The 15,653-nt window shown below is 72.7% G+C and carries 14 protein-coding genes and 1 riboswitch; of the genes, 8 read left to right on the top strand and 6 right to left on the bottom strand.

Annotated features, from left to right (window positions below; translation table 11 throughout):
- Positions 1–45: 45 nt before the first annotated feature.
- The gene (locus tag HGA03_RS18060) at positions 46–786 is read left to right on the top strand and encodes a copper homeostasis protein CutC (RefSeq protein ID WP_168631690.1); all 741 of its coding nucleotides are present in this window, start codon (positions 46–48) and stop codon (positions 784–786) included.
- A 51-nt stretch (positions 787–837) separates the two neighbouring features.
- On the top strand, positions 838–1,653 hold the full coding sequence (locus HGA03_RS18055) for a CPBP family intramembrane glutamic endopeptidase (protein ID WP_168631689.1): 816 nt from the start codon (positions 838–840) through the stop codon (positions 1,651–1,653).
- Between the two features lie 9 nt (positions 1,654–1,662).
- Here the strand turns inward: HGA03_RS18055 and HGA03_RS19490 are convergent, their stop codons facing one another.
- The 3 genes from HGA03_RS19490 to HGA03_RS18040 all read right to left on the bottom strand — a co-directional run bounded on the left by HGA03_RS19490 (position 1,663) and on the right by HGA03_RS18040 (position 4,083).
- A complete protein-coding gene (locus tag HGA03_RS19490) occupies positions 1,663–2,757 on the bottom strand; it encodes an XRE family transcriptional regulator (RefSeq protein ID WP_281728339.1) in 1,095 nt (364 codons plus the stop codon).
- The gene (locus HGA03_RS18045; RefSeq protein WP_168631687.1) at positions 2,741–3,388 is read right to left on the bottom strand and encodes a hypothetical protein; all 648 of its coding nucleotides are present in this window, start codon (positions 3,386–3,388) and stop codon (positions 2,741–2,743) included. The genes HGA03_RS19490 and HGA03_RS18045 overlap by 17 nt, the downstream gene beginning before the upstream one ends.
- Before the next feature lie 86 nt (positions 3,389–3,474).
- Positions 3,475–4,083 (bottom strand): HdeD family acid-resistance protein, encoded by a 609-nt coding sequence (locus HGA03_RS18040; protein WP_168631686.1) that lies wholly within the window; start codon positions 4,081–4,083, stop codon positions 3,475–3,477.
- Between the two features lie 196 nt (positions 4,084–4,279).
- Between HGA03_RS18040 and HGA03_RS18035 the strand changes: the two genes are divergently transcribed.
- Positions 4,280–6,823 (top strand): lysylphosphatidylglycerol synthase transmembrane domain-containing protein, encoded by a 2,544-nt coding sequence (locus HGA03_RS18035; RefSeq protein WP_168631685.1) that lies wholly within the window; start codon positions 4,280–4,282, stop codon positions 6,821–6,823.
- Positions 6,824–6,839: 16 nt separating this feature from the next.
- Here HGA03_RS18035 and HGA03_RS18030 read toward each other — a convergent pair whose 3' ends face one another.
- Both HGA03_RS18030 and HGA03_RS18025 read right to left on the bottom strand, forming a co-directional pair.
- A complete protein-coding gene (locus tag HGA03_RS18030; RefSeq protein WP_168631684.1) occupies positions 6,840–6,980 on the bottom strand; it encodes a hypothetical protein in 141 nt (46 codons plus the stop codon).
- Between the two features lie 14 nt (positions 6,981–6,994).
- Positions 6,995–7,069, bottom strand: a riboswitch (cyclic di-GMP riboswitch).
- A 118-nt stretch (positions 7,070–7,187) separates the two neighbouring features.
- Positions 7,188–9,053 carry a penicillin-binding transpeptidase domain-containing protein gene (locus tag HGA03_RS18025; protein ID WP_168631683.1) on the bottom strand — a complete coding sequence of 622 codons (1,866 nt, stop codon included), beginning with the start codon at positions 9,051–9,053 and terminating at the stop codon, positions 7,188–7,190.
- Between the two features lie 175 nt (positions 9,054–9,228).
- On the opposite strand from HGA03_RS18025, the gene HGA03_RS18020 reads away from it, so the two are divergent.
- The 5 genes from HGA03_RS18020 (at position 9,229) to HGA03_RS18000 (ending at position 13,800) form a co-directional block, all read left to right on the top strand.
- Positions 9,229–10,515 (top strand): hemolysin family protein, encoded by a 1,287-nt coding sequence (locus HGA03_RS18020; protein WP_168631682.1) that lies wholly within the window; start codon positions 9,229–9,231, stop codon positions 10,513–10,515.
- 80 nt (positions 10,516–10,595) lie between these two features.
- Positions 10,596–11,003 (top strand): ATP-binding protein, encoded by a 408-nt coding sequence (locus tag HGA03_RS18015; RefSeq protein WP_168631681.1) that lies wholly within the window; start codon positions 10,596–10,598, stop codon positions 11,001–11,003.
- Between the two features lie 25 nt (positions 11,004–11,028).
- Positions 11,029–11,733 carry a DUF1361 domain-containing protein gene (locus HGA03_RS18010; RefSeq protein WP_168631680.1) on the top strand — a complete coding sequence of 235 codons (705 nt, stop codon included), beginning with the start codon at positions 11,029–11,031 and terminating at the stop codon, positions 11,731–11,733.
- Positions 11,734–11,787: 54 nt separating this feature from the next.
- Positions 11,788–12,354, top strand: a complete 567-nt coding sequence (locus tag HGA03_RS18005) for a DapH/DapD/GlmU-related protein (RefSeq protein ID WP_168631679.1) — start codon at positions 11,788–11,790, stop codon at positions 12,352–12,354.
- An 81-nt stretch (positions 12,355–12,435) separates the two neighbouring features.
- Complete coding sequence (locus HGA03_RS18000; protein ID WP_168631678.1) at positions 12,436–13,800, top strand: glycoside hydrolase family 30 protein; 1,365 nt, start codon at positions 12,436–12,438, stop codon at positions 13,798–13,800.
- Between the two features lie 57 nt (positions 13,801–13,857).
- Here HGA03_RS18000 and HGA03_RS17995 read toward each other — a convergent pair.
- The coding region (locus HGA03_RS17995; protein WP_247602277.1) for an Ig-like domain-containing protein at positions 13,858–15,653 on the bottom strand (1,796 nt) is incomplete at its 5' end.

The following is a 15,653-nucleotide window of genomic DNA, read 5'->3' as shown; positions in this document are numbered from 1 at the left end:
TGCGGCATGATGCGATCGAAGCCGACCCGACGCTGGAGGACCGCCGTGACCGTTGCCCTGGAGATCGCCGTGCAGGACGCGGTCGGTTACCGGATCGCCGCGGAGGCCGGCGCCCAGCGGATCGAGCTGTGCGCGGGCCTCGCCGCCACCGGGGGCCTGACCCCGAGCGCCGGCCTGCTGGGCACCGTGCTCGGTGAGCGGGGCTTCCTGCGCGGCGCCGGACGGCCCGCCCCGGAGGTGCACGTGCTGGTCCGCACCCGGCCCGGCGGCTTCGAGTACGCCGAGCACGAGGCCGAGGTGCTGGTCCGGGACGTGCGGATGATCCGCTCTGCCGGGGCCGACGGCGTGGTGGTCGGGGGCCTGACCACCGATGGCCAGGTCGACCGGGCACTGCTCGCCCGGCTGGTCGAGGCCGCCGACGGCATCGACGTCACCTTCCACCGGGCGATCGACACCGTCGCCGACCCGCTGGCAGCCCTGGACCAGCTGGTCGAGGCCGGGGTGCGCCGGGTCCTGACCTCGGGCGGCGCGCCCCGGGCGATCGAGGGCGCCGACCGGTTGGCCGCGCTGGTCGAGCACGCCGCCGGGCGGATCCAGGTGATGGCCGGCGGTGGCGTGCGGCCGGAGGACATCCCCCCGCTGGTCGCCCTCGGCGTGGACGCGGTGCACCTGTCGGCCAGCCGCGCGGTCCAGGCCGACGGCGGTCCCGGTGGTGGTGGCGACGCGGGCTACACCGTGACCGACCCGGCCCTGGTGTCGGCGGCGGCGCTGGCCCTGCGCGGCTGACGCCCAGCCGCCGTCCAGCGATCTCCCGGCCTGGCCCCGTAGGCTGCCGACGTGTCCGAGTCCGATGCCGCCCCGGTCGTGAGCACCGCTGCCCCACTCCCCTCCGAACGTGCCCGTCGCCGCCGGATCACCGCCGAGATCTGGATCGTCCTCGGCCTGTCGCTGGGCAAGGCCGGGGTGTACGCGGTGGTCAACATCATCGCCCGGCTCACAGCGGACACCCCGCTGCGTGACCAGTCCGCCTCGCTGAACGTCAGCCAGTCCGAGCGCCCGTACCTGGACCTGGTCTACCAACTGCTGTCGATCGGCTTCGGGCTGGTCCCGGTCGCGCTGGCGCTGTACCTGCTGTCCCACAACGGTCGCAGCGCCCTGCGCCGGATCGGCCTGGACGCCGCCCGGCCGCTGCGGGACCTGGGTGTCGGGGTCGGGCTGGCCGCACTGATCGGCCTGCCCGGCCTGGGCCTGTACGTGGCCGGCCGCGCGATCGGGATCACGGTCGAGGTGCAGGCCGCCGCGTTGAACAGCGCCTGGTGGACCGTCCCGGTGCTCCTGCTGTCGGCGCTGTACAACGCGCTGCTGGAGGAGGTGATCGTGGTCGGCTACCTGATGGAGCGCCTGCGCGAACTGCGGTGGAGCCCGATCGCGATCGTCGTCACCAGCGCCCTGCTGCGCGGGTCGTACCACCTGTACCAGGGCATCGGCCCGTTCTTCGGCAACGTGGTGATGGGGCTGGTCTTCGCCGAGTACTACCGGCGCAAGCGACGGGTGATGCCGCTGGTCGTCGCGCACACCGTGCTGGACGTGGTGTCCTTCGTCGGGTACGCCCTGCTGCCGGACGCCTGGCTGGCGGCGCTCGGGATCAGCTGACCGGGCCGGTCAGCGCACCAGGCGCAGATGGGCGCCCGAGGGGCGCTCGGTCCGCTCGGCGCCACCCTCGATCGGCGCGGGCGCGTGACCGAGCGTCATGAGATGAAGTTCCCGGGCGGTGATCCCCAGCTCCGCCGCGACATCCTGAGCGGTCACCCCCTGGTCGCGGAGTGCAGCGAACACGGTCGCGAAGACGCGGGAGCGTTCCGGTTCGATGCCGTCGGGCTCGCCGACGCGGAAACCCTGCCGGGACAGCTGCACACAGTTCTGCCGGTAGGACCACTCCGTGAGCTTGCCGATCGCGTGCAGTCTCCTCGTCATCGCCATGGCCGAGACGCGGTAGTGACTCCGGAGCCGGAGGATCTCGGGCACTGCCGGCTCGCGACCCGCACGAGCCGACAGGCCGTCCCGGGGCATCAGCAGAGCGGCCGCGAACTGGTCGGCCTCTCGTTCGACCTCCACCCCGGCCCGCGCGCCCGAGTGCATCACCAGGTGTCCCAGCTCGTGCGCGAGGTCGAAGCGAGAGCGTTCCGGGCTCTTGGACCTCGACAGGAACACGTAGGGCAGTCCCGCGTGCCAGACGCTGAACGCATCGACCGCCTCGGCGTCGCTGGGCAGGCTCATCACCCGGACCCCGTGCGCCTCGCTCAGCTGGACGAGATTCGGCAACCGCTCATCGCCGCGCCCCCAGACCGCGCGCACGGTCGCGGCCGCCAGCTCGGGAGTGGCCGCGTCGACGTCGGGCAGCACCAGCTCCGGGAGTTCGTACCGCGCGGTCACCCACTCGTAGATCTCGAACCCGATCCCGGCCGCCGCGCGGGCACGGCCGAGCTGGGCGGCGCTGGCCCGGCGCAGCGCACGGAAGAAGCCCTGCTCCGGCGTGATCGCGTCCCGGTCGGGCAGATGGAAGAAGCGTGGAGTGACCTCCAGGGCCACGGCGAGGTCGTCGGCCCGCGCGCCGGGGGCGCCCTCGTTCTCGTAGGTCTGCAGGACCCGTGCGGTCACGCCGAGTTCGGCTGCCAGCGCGACCTTCGTCAGGCCCCGGCGCTCGCGAGCGAGCCGAATCCGGGACGGGGACAGGCGCGCCTCAGCGTGCGCGGACATCGAACTCGACTTCGTCGTCCCCCGCGTCGGCGGGAATGACCACATCCGGGCCGAAGGTCCGCGGGGGAAGAAGCACCCGCTCCCCCCAGGTCAGTTCACCCGCCGACTCGCCGACCGCCCACGACAGCTCCGCGCGGAGCTCGTCGTACGGAGCGCGGTAGTAGAGCAGCCACCAGGTGAGCAGGCCGGTCCTCGGTTGCCACGGCCGGAGACTGGCATCGAAGTCGAACTGCAGTTGCCCGCTGACCCGACCGGTCGGCTTCGCGCCGGGCTTGGGGTGCTTGCGCTGCGGTCCGTCACCTCCGGCGCGGCCGATGTCAGAGGTCCCGCTCGCGACGCGGATCGCTGTCGTCCCGGTCGGATCCACGGCGAGCGGCACGTTGTCCGGGTTGTCGATGGTCCAGCCGTCCTCGGCCAGGCCCTGACGCAAGCTCTGCACCGTGTGGATCCAGCGCTCGAGCCCCACTCCGGTCGCAGGGGCGAACTCGTCGAGCTGTCGCGCGGCCACGTCCCCGGCGTCCAGCGCGATACCGAGGCGCTCGATCGACACCCCGAGCCGGCGCAGACGGTCGGGCGCCCGTGCGGGCAGCACGATCCGGGCTGACTCGGACTCACTCGGTACGACGGACATCAGGACCTCCCCGGCGGCGCGGCCCCAGTCTCGCACCATCGCGTCCAAAACCGGAAGAAGACCAGGTCAGCGACGCGGTTCGTCCGTCAGGAGACCGGGCCGGCCCCGGACGACGCCGCGCTGTCCGAGAACGCCTGCAGCTGCCGCCCGAAGGACCGGGTGACGAAGCCGGCCACGATCATCACCGCGCCACCGACCAGCGCGAACAGCCCGAACATCGCCACCACCACGGTCAGCGACTCCTGCGGCTGCAACGCCAGCATCACGCCGAACAGGAAGCCGATCAGGCCGAACATCAGCGTGCCCACCCAGCCCAGATCGCGGGCCCGGAACTGGGTCGCGGCGACGATCAGCGCCATCACGCCGACCACCAGCGCCCACAGCGCCAGCAGGTAGAACAGCACCAGGGCGGTCAGGCCGGGCCACAGCATGATGATCACGCCGAAGGCGATCGACACCACGGCCTCCGCCACCCACCAGCCCAGACCGGGACGGCCGCGGACCAGGAACGCCTGACCCAGCACCACCAGGCCGTCCGCCACCGCGAAGGCGCCGTAGATCCAGCCCAGGGCGGTCAGGGTGCGCAGCGGCTCGACCAGCATCAGGAGCCCGAGCACCACCAGCAGCACCCCGCGCAGCACCGGCATCCACCAGACCCGGCCCAGCAGGGTCGAGATCCGACCGTTGACGTCCATCCGAGCGCCTCCCGTCCGGGAGCCCGGCGCTCCCCGCGCAGGTCACGCTAGCCCCGGCCGGTGCGGCGCACCACGGGGACGCGCATCCTCCTCGGGGATGACCCGCATCGTGCCGGGCTCCGTCGCAAGGACGGAATCGCCGGATCCAGGCCGTTCTACCGGGCCTGCGACCCACCGGTTGCCTAGAATCCGGACCATGCCCGACACGCCGACCAGCGCGCCGGCGGCGCCCGGTCGGTCCGGCGACGACGCCGGTGTGCCGCCCGTGACGTCCCCGCCGGCGCCGACGTCGGCACCGGCGCGTGCCCGGGTGGTCGACACCCCGGAGAACCGGGTGCACCACCCCAGCGACCTGCTCGGCGTGGTGCTCAGCCTGCTCGGCGCGGTGCTGGTGATGGTGCTGGCGACCTACGCGCACAACACCACCTCCGGGGTCGCCGAGGACGTCGAGGGCGTCGCCTCCCTGCTGCAGGACCTGCTGGTGGTGCCGACCGCGCTGCTGGAGAGCGTGGTCACGTTCTTCGTGCCGACCGCGGTGCTGATCGAACTGGCGATCCGGCGGCTGGGCCGGCAGATGCTGGAGGGCGTGGCCGCCGCGGTGGTGTCCGTGCTGGCGTCGTCCTCCGTGCTGTGGCTGGTCGAGCACGTCGGGTCGGACCAGCTGATCGCGGGGCTGTCGGTGCGGCTCGGCGGGGTCTGGACGGTCACGATCCCCGGGTACATCGCGCTGATCGCCGGTCTGCTGACCGCCACCGGCCCGCGCACCCGGCGCCGCACGGTGTCCTGGTCGTGGAACCTGGTCTGGGTCGCGGTCGGGATCATGGTGATCACCGGGTCGGTGTCGATCACCGGGCTCGGGGTGGCACTGCTGATCGGCCGGGCCGGCGGTCTGGCCACCCGGTACGTCTCCGGGGTGCACTCCGAGCGCGCCTACGGCCGCAGCCTGGTGGCCGGCATCCGCCGTGCGGGCTTCGACCCGGCGCTGCTGATCCGGGTCCCGGAGGACATCCCCGGCGACGACTCCCCGCGCCCGCAGGACGAGCCGGGCACCCCGGCCGCCCGGGCGATGGCCCGCTACTCCGACCACCGCGTCTACGACATGACCACGGTCGAGGGCGACCGGTACGACGTGGTGGTCTACGACGGCGACCGGGCGGTGATCGGCTTCCTGTCCCGGCTGTGGCGCTCGATCCGGCTGCGCGGGCTGGACGGCCGGTCCACGGTGTCGCTGCGGTCCGCGGCGGAGCGGTCGGCGCTGCTCAGCTACACCGCCACCGCCGCCGGAGTGCGCGCCCCGCAGCTGCACGCCCTGGCCGAGGCCGACTCCTCGATGATCCTGGTGCAGGACCGGATCGACGACGCGGTGCCGCTGGCCGACCTGGACCCGGAGGCGATCGACGACGACGTGCTGCGGGCGATCTGGGGGCAGCTCGGCATCGCCCACGAGGCCGGGCTGGCGCACCGCGCGCTGACCAGTGACGTGCTGCTGCTCGGCCGGGACGCGGCCGGTGCCCCCGAGGTGTGGATCATCGGCTGGGAGCAGGGCGACGTCGCCTCCTCCGAGCTGGCGCAGCGGATGGACCGGACCCAGATGGTGGCGCTGCTGGCGCTGCGGGTCGGGCCGGCGCGCGCCCTGGAGTCGGCGGTGGCGGTGCTGGACGAGGGCGACATCGCCGCGATCGGCCCGCTGCTGCAGACCGTCGCCCTGCCGCAGCGCACCCGGGACGAGCTGCGCGCGCACAAGCAGGTGCTGGCCGAGCTGCGGTCGGCGCTGGTGGACCGGTTGCCGCAGGCCGACGTGGAGCCGGTGGCGCTGAACCGGTTCGGCGCCCGCACCCTGATCACCATCCTGCTGACCGTGGCCGCGGTGATCGTGCTGCTCACCACGATCAACCTGCAGGAGATCCTCGACGCGCTGGCCGAGACCGACTGGCGGCTGAGCGTGCTGGCCTTCGCCTTCGGGATGAGCACCCTGGTCGGCGCCGCGCTCACCCTGGTGGCGTTCGCGCCGCAGAAGATCCCGCTCTGGCGGGCCACGGTCACCCAGTCCGCGGCCACCTTCGTCGCGCTGGCCGCCCCGGCCGGGATCGGTCCGGCGGCGCTGAACCTGCGGCTGCTGACCAAGCGCGGGGTGTCCGGGCCGCTGGCCACCGCGACCGTGGCCCTGGTGCAGGTGTCGCAGTTCGTGGTGACCCTGCTGATGCTGCTGGTGCTGTCGGTGGCCTCCGGGACCAATCAGCTGGAGCGGTTCACCATCTCCCCGGTGGTGGTGCTGGCGATCGGGATCCTGGTCGCCGTGATCGCCGCGCTGATGCTGGTGCCGCGGGTGCGGCAGTGGGTGGCCGCCAAGACGCTGCCGACGCTGCAGCAGACCTGGCCCCGGCTGATCGAGGTGGTCGGCCAGCCGAGCCGGCTGCTGCTCGGCATCGGCGGCAACGCCCTGACCACGCTGGGCTACGTGCTGGCCTTCGAGGTCTGCCTGCGGGCCTTCGGCCAGGACCTGTCGCTGGTGCAGGTCGCGATCGTGTTCCTGGTCGGCAACACCGCCGGGTCGGTCGCCCCGACCCCGGGCGGGGTGGGCACCACGGAGCTCGCGCTCGGTGGCGCGCTGGCGGTGGTCGGGGTCAACCCCGGTGTCGCCACGTCGGTGGCGGTGCTGTTCCGGGTGCTGACCTACTGGCTGCGGATCCCGGTCGGCTGGGCGGCGATGCGCTACCTGCGCAAGGTCGGCGAGCTGTAGCGCCGGCCGGTGCCGGTCAGCTCAGCGGGGTCGCCTCGGCCTGGGTCGGGATGACCTCCAGCCGGGCGGCGGCCGCACGGCTCCAGGAGCCCAGGCGGGCGGCGATCCGCTCGGCGAGGTCGCGCTCGGTCGACTCGGAGAATCCACGCGGGTCCATGACCACGTCCTTCGTTCGGCAGCCCGGCTGACCGCGTGGGTCCCGTGGCTTTGCGTCCCCGCCTCGCGGAGGGTTTGCCTTATCGCTGACGAATCAGACTCTAGATTCACCCGCGGTCGTCTCGGAAGGGACATTGGCCCCAAGATCGCCCGAATTGGCTTTTTCACCCGGTCGACGGGGAACGCGCGGCCCCGTCACGGGCCGGGGTCAGGCCATCGCGGTGAGGAACGCCTCCAGCAGCGGGCCTGCGGTGTCCACCCCGGAGCTGCCGGTCTCGACGAAGGCCGCCACCGCCAGGTCACCCTGGCCGGCGATCATCCAGGCGTGCGCCTGCGACCCGTCGCCGTACTGCGCGGTGCCGGACTTGGCGATCACCTCGGCGCCGGGCAGGTCCTGCAGGAAGGCCGACCCGCCCTCGGTGACCACCGCCCGCATCATCGAGCGCAGCGCCTCCGCCTCCGCCGGGGTCAGCGGGTGGGCGGGCTCGGCGGGCGTGAGCGTGGGGGTGGAGCCGACCACCAGCTGCGGCACCACCCGGTGCCCGGCCACCACCGACGCAGCGACCGTCGCCATGCCGAGCGGGGTGGCCTGCACCCGTCCCTGCCCGATCAGCGAGGCGGCGTGGTCGGTGCCCTCCGACTCGGCCGGCACCGACCCCAGGGTCGCGGCGAAGCCCAGATCCGCCTCGGTCAGCCCCAGCGACTGGGCGGCATCCGCAAGCGCCGCCTGCGGCACCACGTCCCGGGCGCCCAGGAAGGCCGTGTTGCAGGAGTTCGCCAGCGCGGTGCGCAGCGAGATCGTGCCCAGCCGGTTCGTCGGGTAGCCCGGCACGTTCTGGAACACCCGGCCGTCGACGTTCAGCGTCGCCGGGCACTCCAGCGGGGTGTCCGGAGTGGCGCCGGTGCGCAGTAGGGCCAGCGCGCTCGCCACCTTGAACGTCGACCCCGGTGCGTACATCCCGAGGGTCGCGGTGGAGGTGCCGTCGCCGCCCGGGCCGCTGGCCACCGCCACGATCTCCCCGGTGGACGGCCGGATCGCCACCAGCGCCGAGGCGCCCTCGACCTGCCCGGCCAGCACGCCCTCCGCCGCGGTCTGTGCGGTCGGGTCCAGGGTCAGCCGCAGCGGCTCGCCCGGCTGCGGGTCGGTGCTGAACAGGGTCCGCTCCCCGGCCAGCACGGTCAGCCCCGAGGTGCCGCGCAGTTGCTCGTCGTACTGCCGCTGCAGGCCGCTCAGCCCGGTCAGGTCCCCGGCGGCGACCGCGCCCTCCGAGGACTCGACGATCTCGGCCGTCGCCTGGCCCACCGAGCCCAGCACCGGCCGGGCGAAGCTGCGGGTCGGGGCGAGCGGCAGGGTGTCCGGCACCGCGATCACCCCGGGCAGTGCGGTCAGGTCGGGCACCGAGTAGGCCGGGTCGCCGTCGCGGACCACGATCGCCTCCACGAAGGCCTTCTCCCCGGCCGCCGCGACCTGGGCCGCATAGTCGTCGGGGTTGAACTCCAGCGCGGTGGCCAGCGCCCGGGCCGCACCGTCCCACTGGTCGGCGGGCAGCTGGGTCTTGTCCAGCCCGACCCGGCTGACCGGCCGGTTCTCCACCAGCACCGCGTCGCCCGCGCCGAGCACCTGCGCCCGGTCGGCGGTGGTGCGCTGCACGGTCAGCACCTCGGCGTCGGTCAGGTCCGGGGCGAGCAGCATCGAGCCCCAGGCGACCCGCCACTCGTCGTCCACCCGGGTCAGCCGGGCGTTCGTGTCGTAGGTCCAGGGTGTGCCGTCCAGGTCCCAGCTGTAGCTGAGCGTCACCGAGGCGCTGTCGTCGTCCTGACCGTCCTGCACCGTCCCGGCGGTCACCTCCGGCTGCCACGGGTCCAGCCCGGCCACCACCGCGTCCCGGCGCTCGGCAGCCTGATCCGGGTCGGCACCGTCCAGGGGAACCTCGGCGAAGTCGCCGTCCGCGATCGCCGCGGCCAGGGCGTCGGCCGCCTCCTGGCGCAGATCACCGTCGTCGCCGCCACCACAGGCCGCCAGGGCGCCGACCAGACCGGCGATCACCAGCACCGCCACCGCGCGAGACCGCATCCACCACTCCCGGGTCCGAGGCGTCGCCACTGCGGCCCGCCGACCCGGACAGCCTAAGAACCCGCTGTGACCGGCGGGGGCGGTTCCGGGTAAAGATCCGGTGTGGACCGTTTGACGGTCCGCGCAGCGTTGTCTTGGATCGGTGCATGCCTCCCACGCCGCGCCGGACCCTGTGATGGACTCCTCGACCTGGGGCAGCATCGGCCTGGTCCTGCTGTTCATCCTGATCGGCGGCGTGTTCGCCGGGACCGAGATCGCCCTGGTCTCACTCCGGGAGAGCCAGCTGAACGGGATGGAGCGCCAGAGCCCCCGGGGGGCGCGGGTGGCCGCGGTCGCCCGGGACCCCAACCGGTTCCTGGCGGCGGTGCAGATCGGCGTCACGGTGGCGGGGTTCTTCTCCGCGGCCTATGGCGCCTCGACCATCGCGCCGGCGTTCGCCCCGGTGCTGGAGTCGCTCGGGGTGCCACCCGGACCGGCGGGCACGATCGCGCTGGTGGTGCTGACCCTGGTGATCGCCTACCTGTCCCTGGTGCTGGGCGAGCTGGTGCCCAAGCGGATCGCCCTGCAGTCCTCGGCCAAGGTCGCCCTGGTGGTCGCCCCGCCGCTGGACCGGTTCGCCACCCTGATGCGCCCGGTGATCTGGCTGCTGTCCTCCTCCACCAACCTGCTGGTCCGGCTGTTCGGCGGCGATCCGTCCGCGACCAGCGAGGAGATGTCCGAGGCCGAGCTGCGCGACCTGGTGATCGCGCACCAGGGGCTACCGGAGGACGAGCGCCGCATCCTGGCGGACGTGTTCCAGGCCACCGACCGCTCGGTGTCCGAGGTGATGCGCCCCCGCGGCGAGGTGAAGTTCCTGTCCGCCTCGCTCACCCTGGCCGAGGCCCTGGAGGAGGTGCGCGAGCAGCCCTGGTCCCGGTACCCGGTCACCGGGGTGGACGTCGACGACGTGCTGGGCTTCCTGCACATCCGCGACCTGATCGACGCCCGCGACCCCGGCCGGACCGTCCGGGAGGCGATGCGGGAGATCGTGGCCCTGCCCGGCACCAACAAGATCCTGCCCTCGCTGTCCCGGATGCGGCGCGAGGGGGTGCACATCGCGGTGGTGGTGGACGAGTACGGCGGCACCGACGGCATCGTCACCCTGGAGGACCTGGTCGAGGAGCTGGTCGGGGAGATCACCGACGAGTACGACGTGGCGGGTTCCTCCGGCCCGGAGCACCGCGAGGACGCCCCCGGCACCTACGACGCCGGCCTGACGCTGGAGGAGTTCACCGAGCTGACCGGACTGACCCTCGCGGACGGCCCCTACGAGACGGTCGCCGGGTTCCTGCTCGCCCGGCTCGGCCGGCTCGGCCGGGTGGGCGACAGCGTCCAGGCCGGCGGGCACCGGTTGGAGATCGTGCAGGTCAGCGGCCGTAGAATCACCCGCATCCGGGTCGTCCCGCCGCCCGCCACCGCCTGAAGCACGCCGGCACCGGGATGCAGACCGGTCCGATCGGGGCCACCCTGGAACCGGGACCCGAGATCGAGAGAGGAGCCGGGATGTCCGAGCGGTTGCTGCTTCCCGCAGTGCCCACCTCGATCGCGCGCGCCCGGCACTGGATCTCCGATCTGGCCCGCCGGGCACAGGCAGGCCCGGCCACCGAGCGCACCCTGGCGCTGCTGACCAGCGAGCTCCTCACCAACGCGATCGTGCACACCGGCGCCACCGCCCCGATCGCGGTCAGCGCGGAGATCCGCCACGACGCAGTGCGGGTGGCGGTCACCGACACCGACACCACCCTGCCGGTGGTCCGGCCGACCAGCCCCGGGCGACCGGGCGGCAACGGGATGCGGATCGTGGACACCCTGTCCTCGACCTGGGGCGTGGACGTGCACCCCGGGGTCGGCAAGACCGTGTGGTTCGAGGCCCCGGTGAGCCTGCGGTCGGGGGCCCTGGCCAGCGCCTGAGCCCTCCGCACGGCAGCATGGGGCCATGCTCCTCAACGACAGCATCACCGGCATCGTCGGGATGAACGTGCTGGCGGTCGTGCTGATCGTGGCGCGCTCCCGGCTGTTCCACACCAGGCTGTACCGGCCGATGCTGCTGAACGTCGGGCTCTCGGTGGCGCCGGTGCTGGTGCTGATGGGCGCCCTGCTGGCGGTCGCGATCCTGGTCAACGTCGACGCCCCGCCGGTGCTGATCCTGATCGTCGGCATCGTGCTGCTGGCCGGCTGGCTGCTGCTGCTGCCGAACGCCGGCTACCTGATCACCGAGCTGAACCTGAACCACCGGCGCCCGGGCGAACGGGTGCCGGAGTGGTACGACATCCTGCTGGTGCTCGCGCTGGCGATGTCCGGGGTGCTGAACATGCTGTTCAACATCTTCCTGGTGCAGCTGGGCTATGTGGCGATCCGGTTCGACGACGTGGACCGGCTGACCAGCCCCGAGGTGAACGCCGTCACCGGGGTGGTGCTGCTGCTGGCCGCGTTCGGGATCTACCTCGGCCGGCACCTGCGCCTGAACAGCTGGGACATCGTGCGGCCGTGGCGGATCGTGTCCAAGCTGATCGCCCACCTGCGCGGCCCCGGCGCGGCACTGAACGCGCTCGGATTCACGGTCACCGCGGCGGTGTTCTTCGGGCTGATGTACCTGGTGGTGGCCGGTCCGCTGCTGCGGGCGGTGCAGCTGTTCGGCTGAGGGGTCCTGGCAGGCCCTCCGGCGGTCGACGGTCACCGCCCTACCGTCGAGGGCATGCAGCTCGACGACTTCCTCACCCACGTCCGCCGCCGGGAGCCGATCCCGGCCGGCTCGGCCGCCCACCGGTTCATGCACGGCGCCGCCCAGGACGCCCTGCGCACCGTCGCGGAGCTGAACACCGGGTATCGCACCCCGGAGGAGGTCCGGGCGCTGCTCGGCCGGCTCACCGGACGCGAGGTGGACGAGTCGGTCACGCTGTTCCCGCCGTTCTTCTGCGAGTTCGGCAAGAACCTGGTGCTCGGCACCGGGGTGTTCGTCAACCAGGGCTGCCGGTTCCAGGACACCGGGGGGATCACCATCGGCGACGACACCCTGATCGGCCACGGGACCACGCTCACCACCCTCGACCACGGCATAGACCCGGACCACCGCGGCGACCTGGAGCCGGCGCCGGTGACGATCGGGCGACAGGTGTGGATCGGCGCCGCGGTGACCGTGGTGCCGGGGGTGACCATCGGCGACGGGGCGATCGTCGGGGCGGGCGCGGTGGTGACCCGGGACGTGCCGTCGCGCACGGTCGTCGCCGGGGTGCCGGCCCGGGCGATCCGGCGGATCGACTGAACGCTTTCCGGCCGGTCGGGATCCGCGCTAGCCTACCTAGCAGTCAGTAGGTAAGCCCGACGACGACGTGGGAGACGTTCGATGAAGATCACCAGCTGGACCAGCACGAGCGAGCACGAGCGCTGGCGCGACCTCGGGACCGTGGACCCGGCACCGATCGGCCGGATCCCGGACGTGCTGGTGCAACTGGACGACCCGCAGCAGGAGATCGAGGGTTTCGGCGCCACCTTCAACGAGCTGGGCTGGACCTCGCTCAGCCGGCTGACCGCCGAGCAGCGGGCCGAGATCTTCCGCGAGCTCTACGCCCCGGGCACCGGCGCGAACTTCACGATCGGCCGGATGCCGATCGCCGCGAACGACTTCGCCCGGGACTACTACTCCTACGCCGAGGTGCCCGGCGACTTCGCACTGGAGCACTTCAGCATCGACCACGACCGGGACAGCCTGATCCCGTACATCCACGCCGCCCAGCAGTACGCCCCCGACCTGCGGCTCTGGGCCTCGCCCTGGTGCCCGCCGCAGTGGATGAAGACCAACGGGCACTACGCCTCGTCGCTGCCCTGGGTGGACGGCGTCGAGACCGGCCTGCGCCCGGACCAGGTGCAGGTCGAGGGCACCGACTCCTTCATCCAGGACGAGCGGTACCTGGCGACCTACGCGGACTACTTCGCCCGGTTCATCGATGCCTACGCCGCCGAGGGCATCGACATCCGGATGGTGATGCCGCAGAACGAGTTCAACTCCGCCCAGCCGTACCCCAGCTGCACCTGGACCCCGGCCGGGCTGGTCGCGTTCATCCGGCAGCTGGCGCCCCGGATGCGCGAGCGCGGCGTGCAGATCTTCCTCGGCACCGTGGAACGGCCGGACGAGTCCCTGGTCGCCGGTGTGCTGGCCGACCCGGTCGCCGCCGAGGCGATCAGCGGGATCGGCGTGCAGTGGCACGGCAAGACCCTGATGCCCTTCCTGCGGCGCGACTACCCCGGCCTGCGGCTGTTCCAGACCGAGCAGGAGTGCGGCGACGGCGCCAACGACTGGCGGTACGCCCGCTACGCCTGGCGGCTGATGCGGGACTTCCTCAACGACGGCGCCAACGCCTACCAGTACTGGAACCTGTCCCTGGATCGCGGCGGGGTCAGCCGGTGGGGCTGGTCGCAGAACTCGCTGGTGGTGGTCGACCCGGACACCGCCCGCTACGAGTTCACCCACGAGTACTACGTGCTCAAGCACGTCAGCCACTACGTCCGGCCCGGCGCCCGCCTGGTGCCGACCCTGAGCTACGCCGGGTACGAGAACCAGCTGGCGTTCCGGAACCCGGACGGCTCGCTGATCCTGGTGATGCAGAACGACACCGCGCAGGAGATGCCGGTCAGCATCCTGATCGGCGACCAGGTGGTCAGCCCGGTGCTGCCCGCCGACTCGCTGAGCACCTTCGTCGTCGAGGTCTGAGCACGCCACAGGGGCGGGTGAGGGTGCTCCCTCGCCCGCCCCTGCGTGGTCGTGCGGTCAGGACTCCTGGCGACGGCGGCGGACCCGGAGCAGCACCGCACCGAGCAGCAGCAGTGCCGCCGCCCCGGCCAGCCCGGTGAGCGCCTCGCCGCCGGTGATCGCCAGCACCACCGGCGAGACCACCGGCGCCGTGACCCGCAGCGGTGCCGAACCCTCGGCCCGCGACTCCAGGCCCTTCACCACCACCGTGTGCTCCCCGGCGGTGACGTCCGCCGGGACGGTGACTGTGACCTGGACTGAGCCGTCCGCGTCGGTCAGTGCCGTGACCAGCCGCACCGGGGTGGAGTGCAGCCAGACCTCGGCGGACTCGTTCCCGGCCAGGCCGGTCGCGGTCACGGTAACCGAGTCACCGGCGGTCACCTGGTCGGCGGACAGCGTCACGACCACCTGGCGCTTGACGGTGATCCGGATCCGCTCGGAGACGTTCCCGGCCTCGTCGACCACCTCGATCTCGATCTCCGAACCCGGACCCTGCGGCGGGCGCAGCACGATCTCGAATCGGCAGTCCTCGTCGGCCGTGCCGGTCCCGATCAGGTTGCCCTCGGAGTCGTAGACGTTCACCGTCCCACCTGCCTCGGCGCAGCCGGTGATCGTCTCCCCCTCGGTCTCATCCACCTTCGGCGGCTCCGGGGACACCGCGTCCACCGTCACCGACGCCGGGTCGGACACATTGCCGGCGGCGTCGGTCGCCACCGCGGTGACCACCAGACCGTCCGCGAGCGCCGGGTCGAAGCCGCAGCGGAACTCGCCGGTGCGGGCGTTCGCGGTCACCACGCAAAGCACGTTCCCGTCCGGGGCGGTCAGGGTGACCGTGGTGGCGGGCTCGGCGGTGCCGGACACGTGGGTGCCGTTGCTCGGCTTCAACACCGGGGCGTCCGGCCGGACCGCGTCCACGATCACCATCGACTGCTCCGAGCGGTTCCCGGTGGCCACCACCGCGATCGCGCCGACCACGGTGCCGTCGGCCAGCGCCGGGTCGAAGGGCGCCGAGAACTCGCCGGACGCGTTCGCCACCGCACTGCCCAGGCTCTTCCCAGTGGTGACGACGCTCAGCACCACGGTGGCGCCGGGCAGCGTCGTGCCGGAGACCACCGTGCCGTTGGTCGGCCGCAGCTTCGGCGCCGGGGGCACCGTGGTGTCCACGATCACCGAGGCCGGGTCGGAGACGTTCCGGGCCGCGTCCACCGCGACCGCGGTGACCGTGAGCCCGTGCTCCAGTGCCGGGTCGAAGGCGCACCGGAACTCACCGGTCACCGCGTGGGCGAGCACGGTGCAGAGCACGGTCCCGGCCGGGTCGGTGAGCACGACGGTGCTGTCCTTCTCGGCGGTGCCGGTGATCGCGCTGCCGTTGGTCGGGTTCAGCACCGGGGCGTCCGGCGCGGTGCGGTCGACCGGCACCGGGGTGGGCTCGGACTCGTTCCCGGCCGGGTCGGTCACCACCACCTCGGCGGTCTCACCCTCGGGCAGCGGGGTGGTCGGGGTGAACGTCCACTTCCCGCCACCCTCGTTCTCCCACTCGCCCTCGATCGGCTCCTCGGTCTCCTTATCCCGGATCGACGGGGTCGCCCCCTCCTCGACACCCTCGACCTCGACCACCTCACCCTTGGTCGGCGGCACCACCGCGGCGTCCGGCTTGGTGGTGTCCACCACCACCGGTGCGGCCTCCGACTCGTTCCCGGCCGGGTCGGTCACCACCACCTCGGCGGTCTCACCCTCGGGCAGCGGGGTGGTCGGGGTGAACGTCCACTTCCCGCCACCCTCGTTCTCCCACTCGCCCTCGATCGGCTCCTCGG

This window comes from Cellulomonas denverensis (assembly GCF_012396125.1).
In the GTDB taxonomy this organism is placed as follows: domain Bacteria; phylum Actinomycetota; class Actinomycetes; order Actinomycetales; family Cellulomonadaceae; genus Cellulomonas; species Cellulomonas denverensis.
The sequence above is the reverse complement of the archived record's forward strand: the minus strand, read 5'-3'. Positions and strand labels throughout refer to the sequence as shown.

Coding starts and splice junctions, on each gene's coding strand:
- HGA03_RS19490 (WP_281728339.1), bottom strand. CDS start 2,757: ATGTCCGCGCACGCTGAGGCGCGCCTGTCCCCGTCCCGGATTCGGCTC.
- HGA03_RS18045 (WP_168631687.1), bottom strand. CDS start 3,388: ATGTCCGTCGTACCGAGTGAGTCCGAGTCAGCCCGGATCGTGCTGCCC.
- HGA03_RS18040 (WP_168631686.1), bottom strand. CDS start 4,083: ATGGACGTCAACGGTCGGATCTCGACCCTGCTGGGCCGGGTCTGGTGG.
- HGA03_RS18035 (WP_168631685.1), top strand. CDS start 4,280: ATGCCCGACACGCCGACCAGCGCGCCGGCGGCGCCCGGTCGGTCCGGC.
- HGA03_RS18030 (WP_168631684.1), bottom strand. CDS start 6,980: ATGGACCCGCGTGGATTCTCCGAGTCGACCGAGCGCGACCTCGCCGAG.
- HGA03_RS18025 (WP_168631683.1), bottom strand. CDS start 9,053: ATGCGGTCTCGCGCGGTGGCGGTGCTGGTGATCGCCGGTCTGGTCGGC.
- HGA03_RS18020 (WP_168631682.1), top strand. CDS start 9,229: ATGGACTCCTCGACCTGGGGCAGCATCGGCCTGGTCCTGCTGTTCATC.
- HGA03_RS18015 (WP_168631681.1), top strand. CDS start 10,596: ATGTCCGAGCGGTTGCTGCTTCCCGCAGTGCCCACCTCGATCGCGCGC.
- HGA03_RS18010 (WP_168631680.1), top strand. CDS start 11,029: ATGCTCCTCAACGACAGCATCACCGGCATCGTCGGGATGAACGTGCTG.
- HGA03_RS18005 (WP_168631679.1), top strand. CDS start 11,788: ATGCAGCTCGACGACTTCCTCACCCACGTCCGCCGCCGGGAGCCGATC.
- HGA03_RS18000 (WP_168631678.1), top strand. CDS start 12,436: ATGAAGATCACCAGCTGGACCAGCACGAGCGAGCACGAGCGCTGGCGC.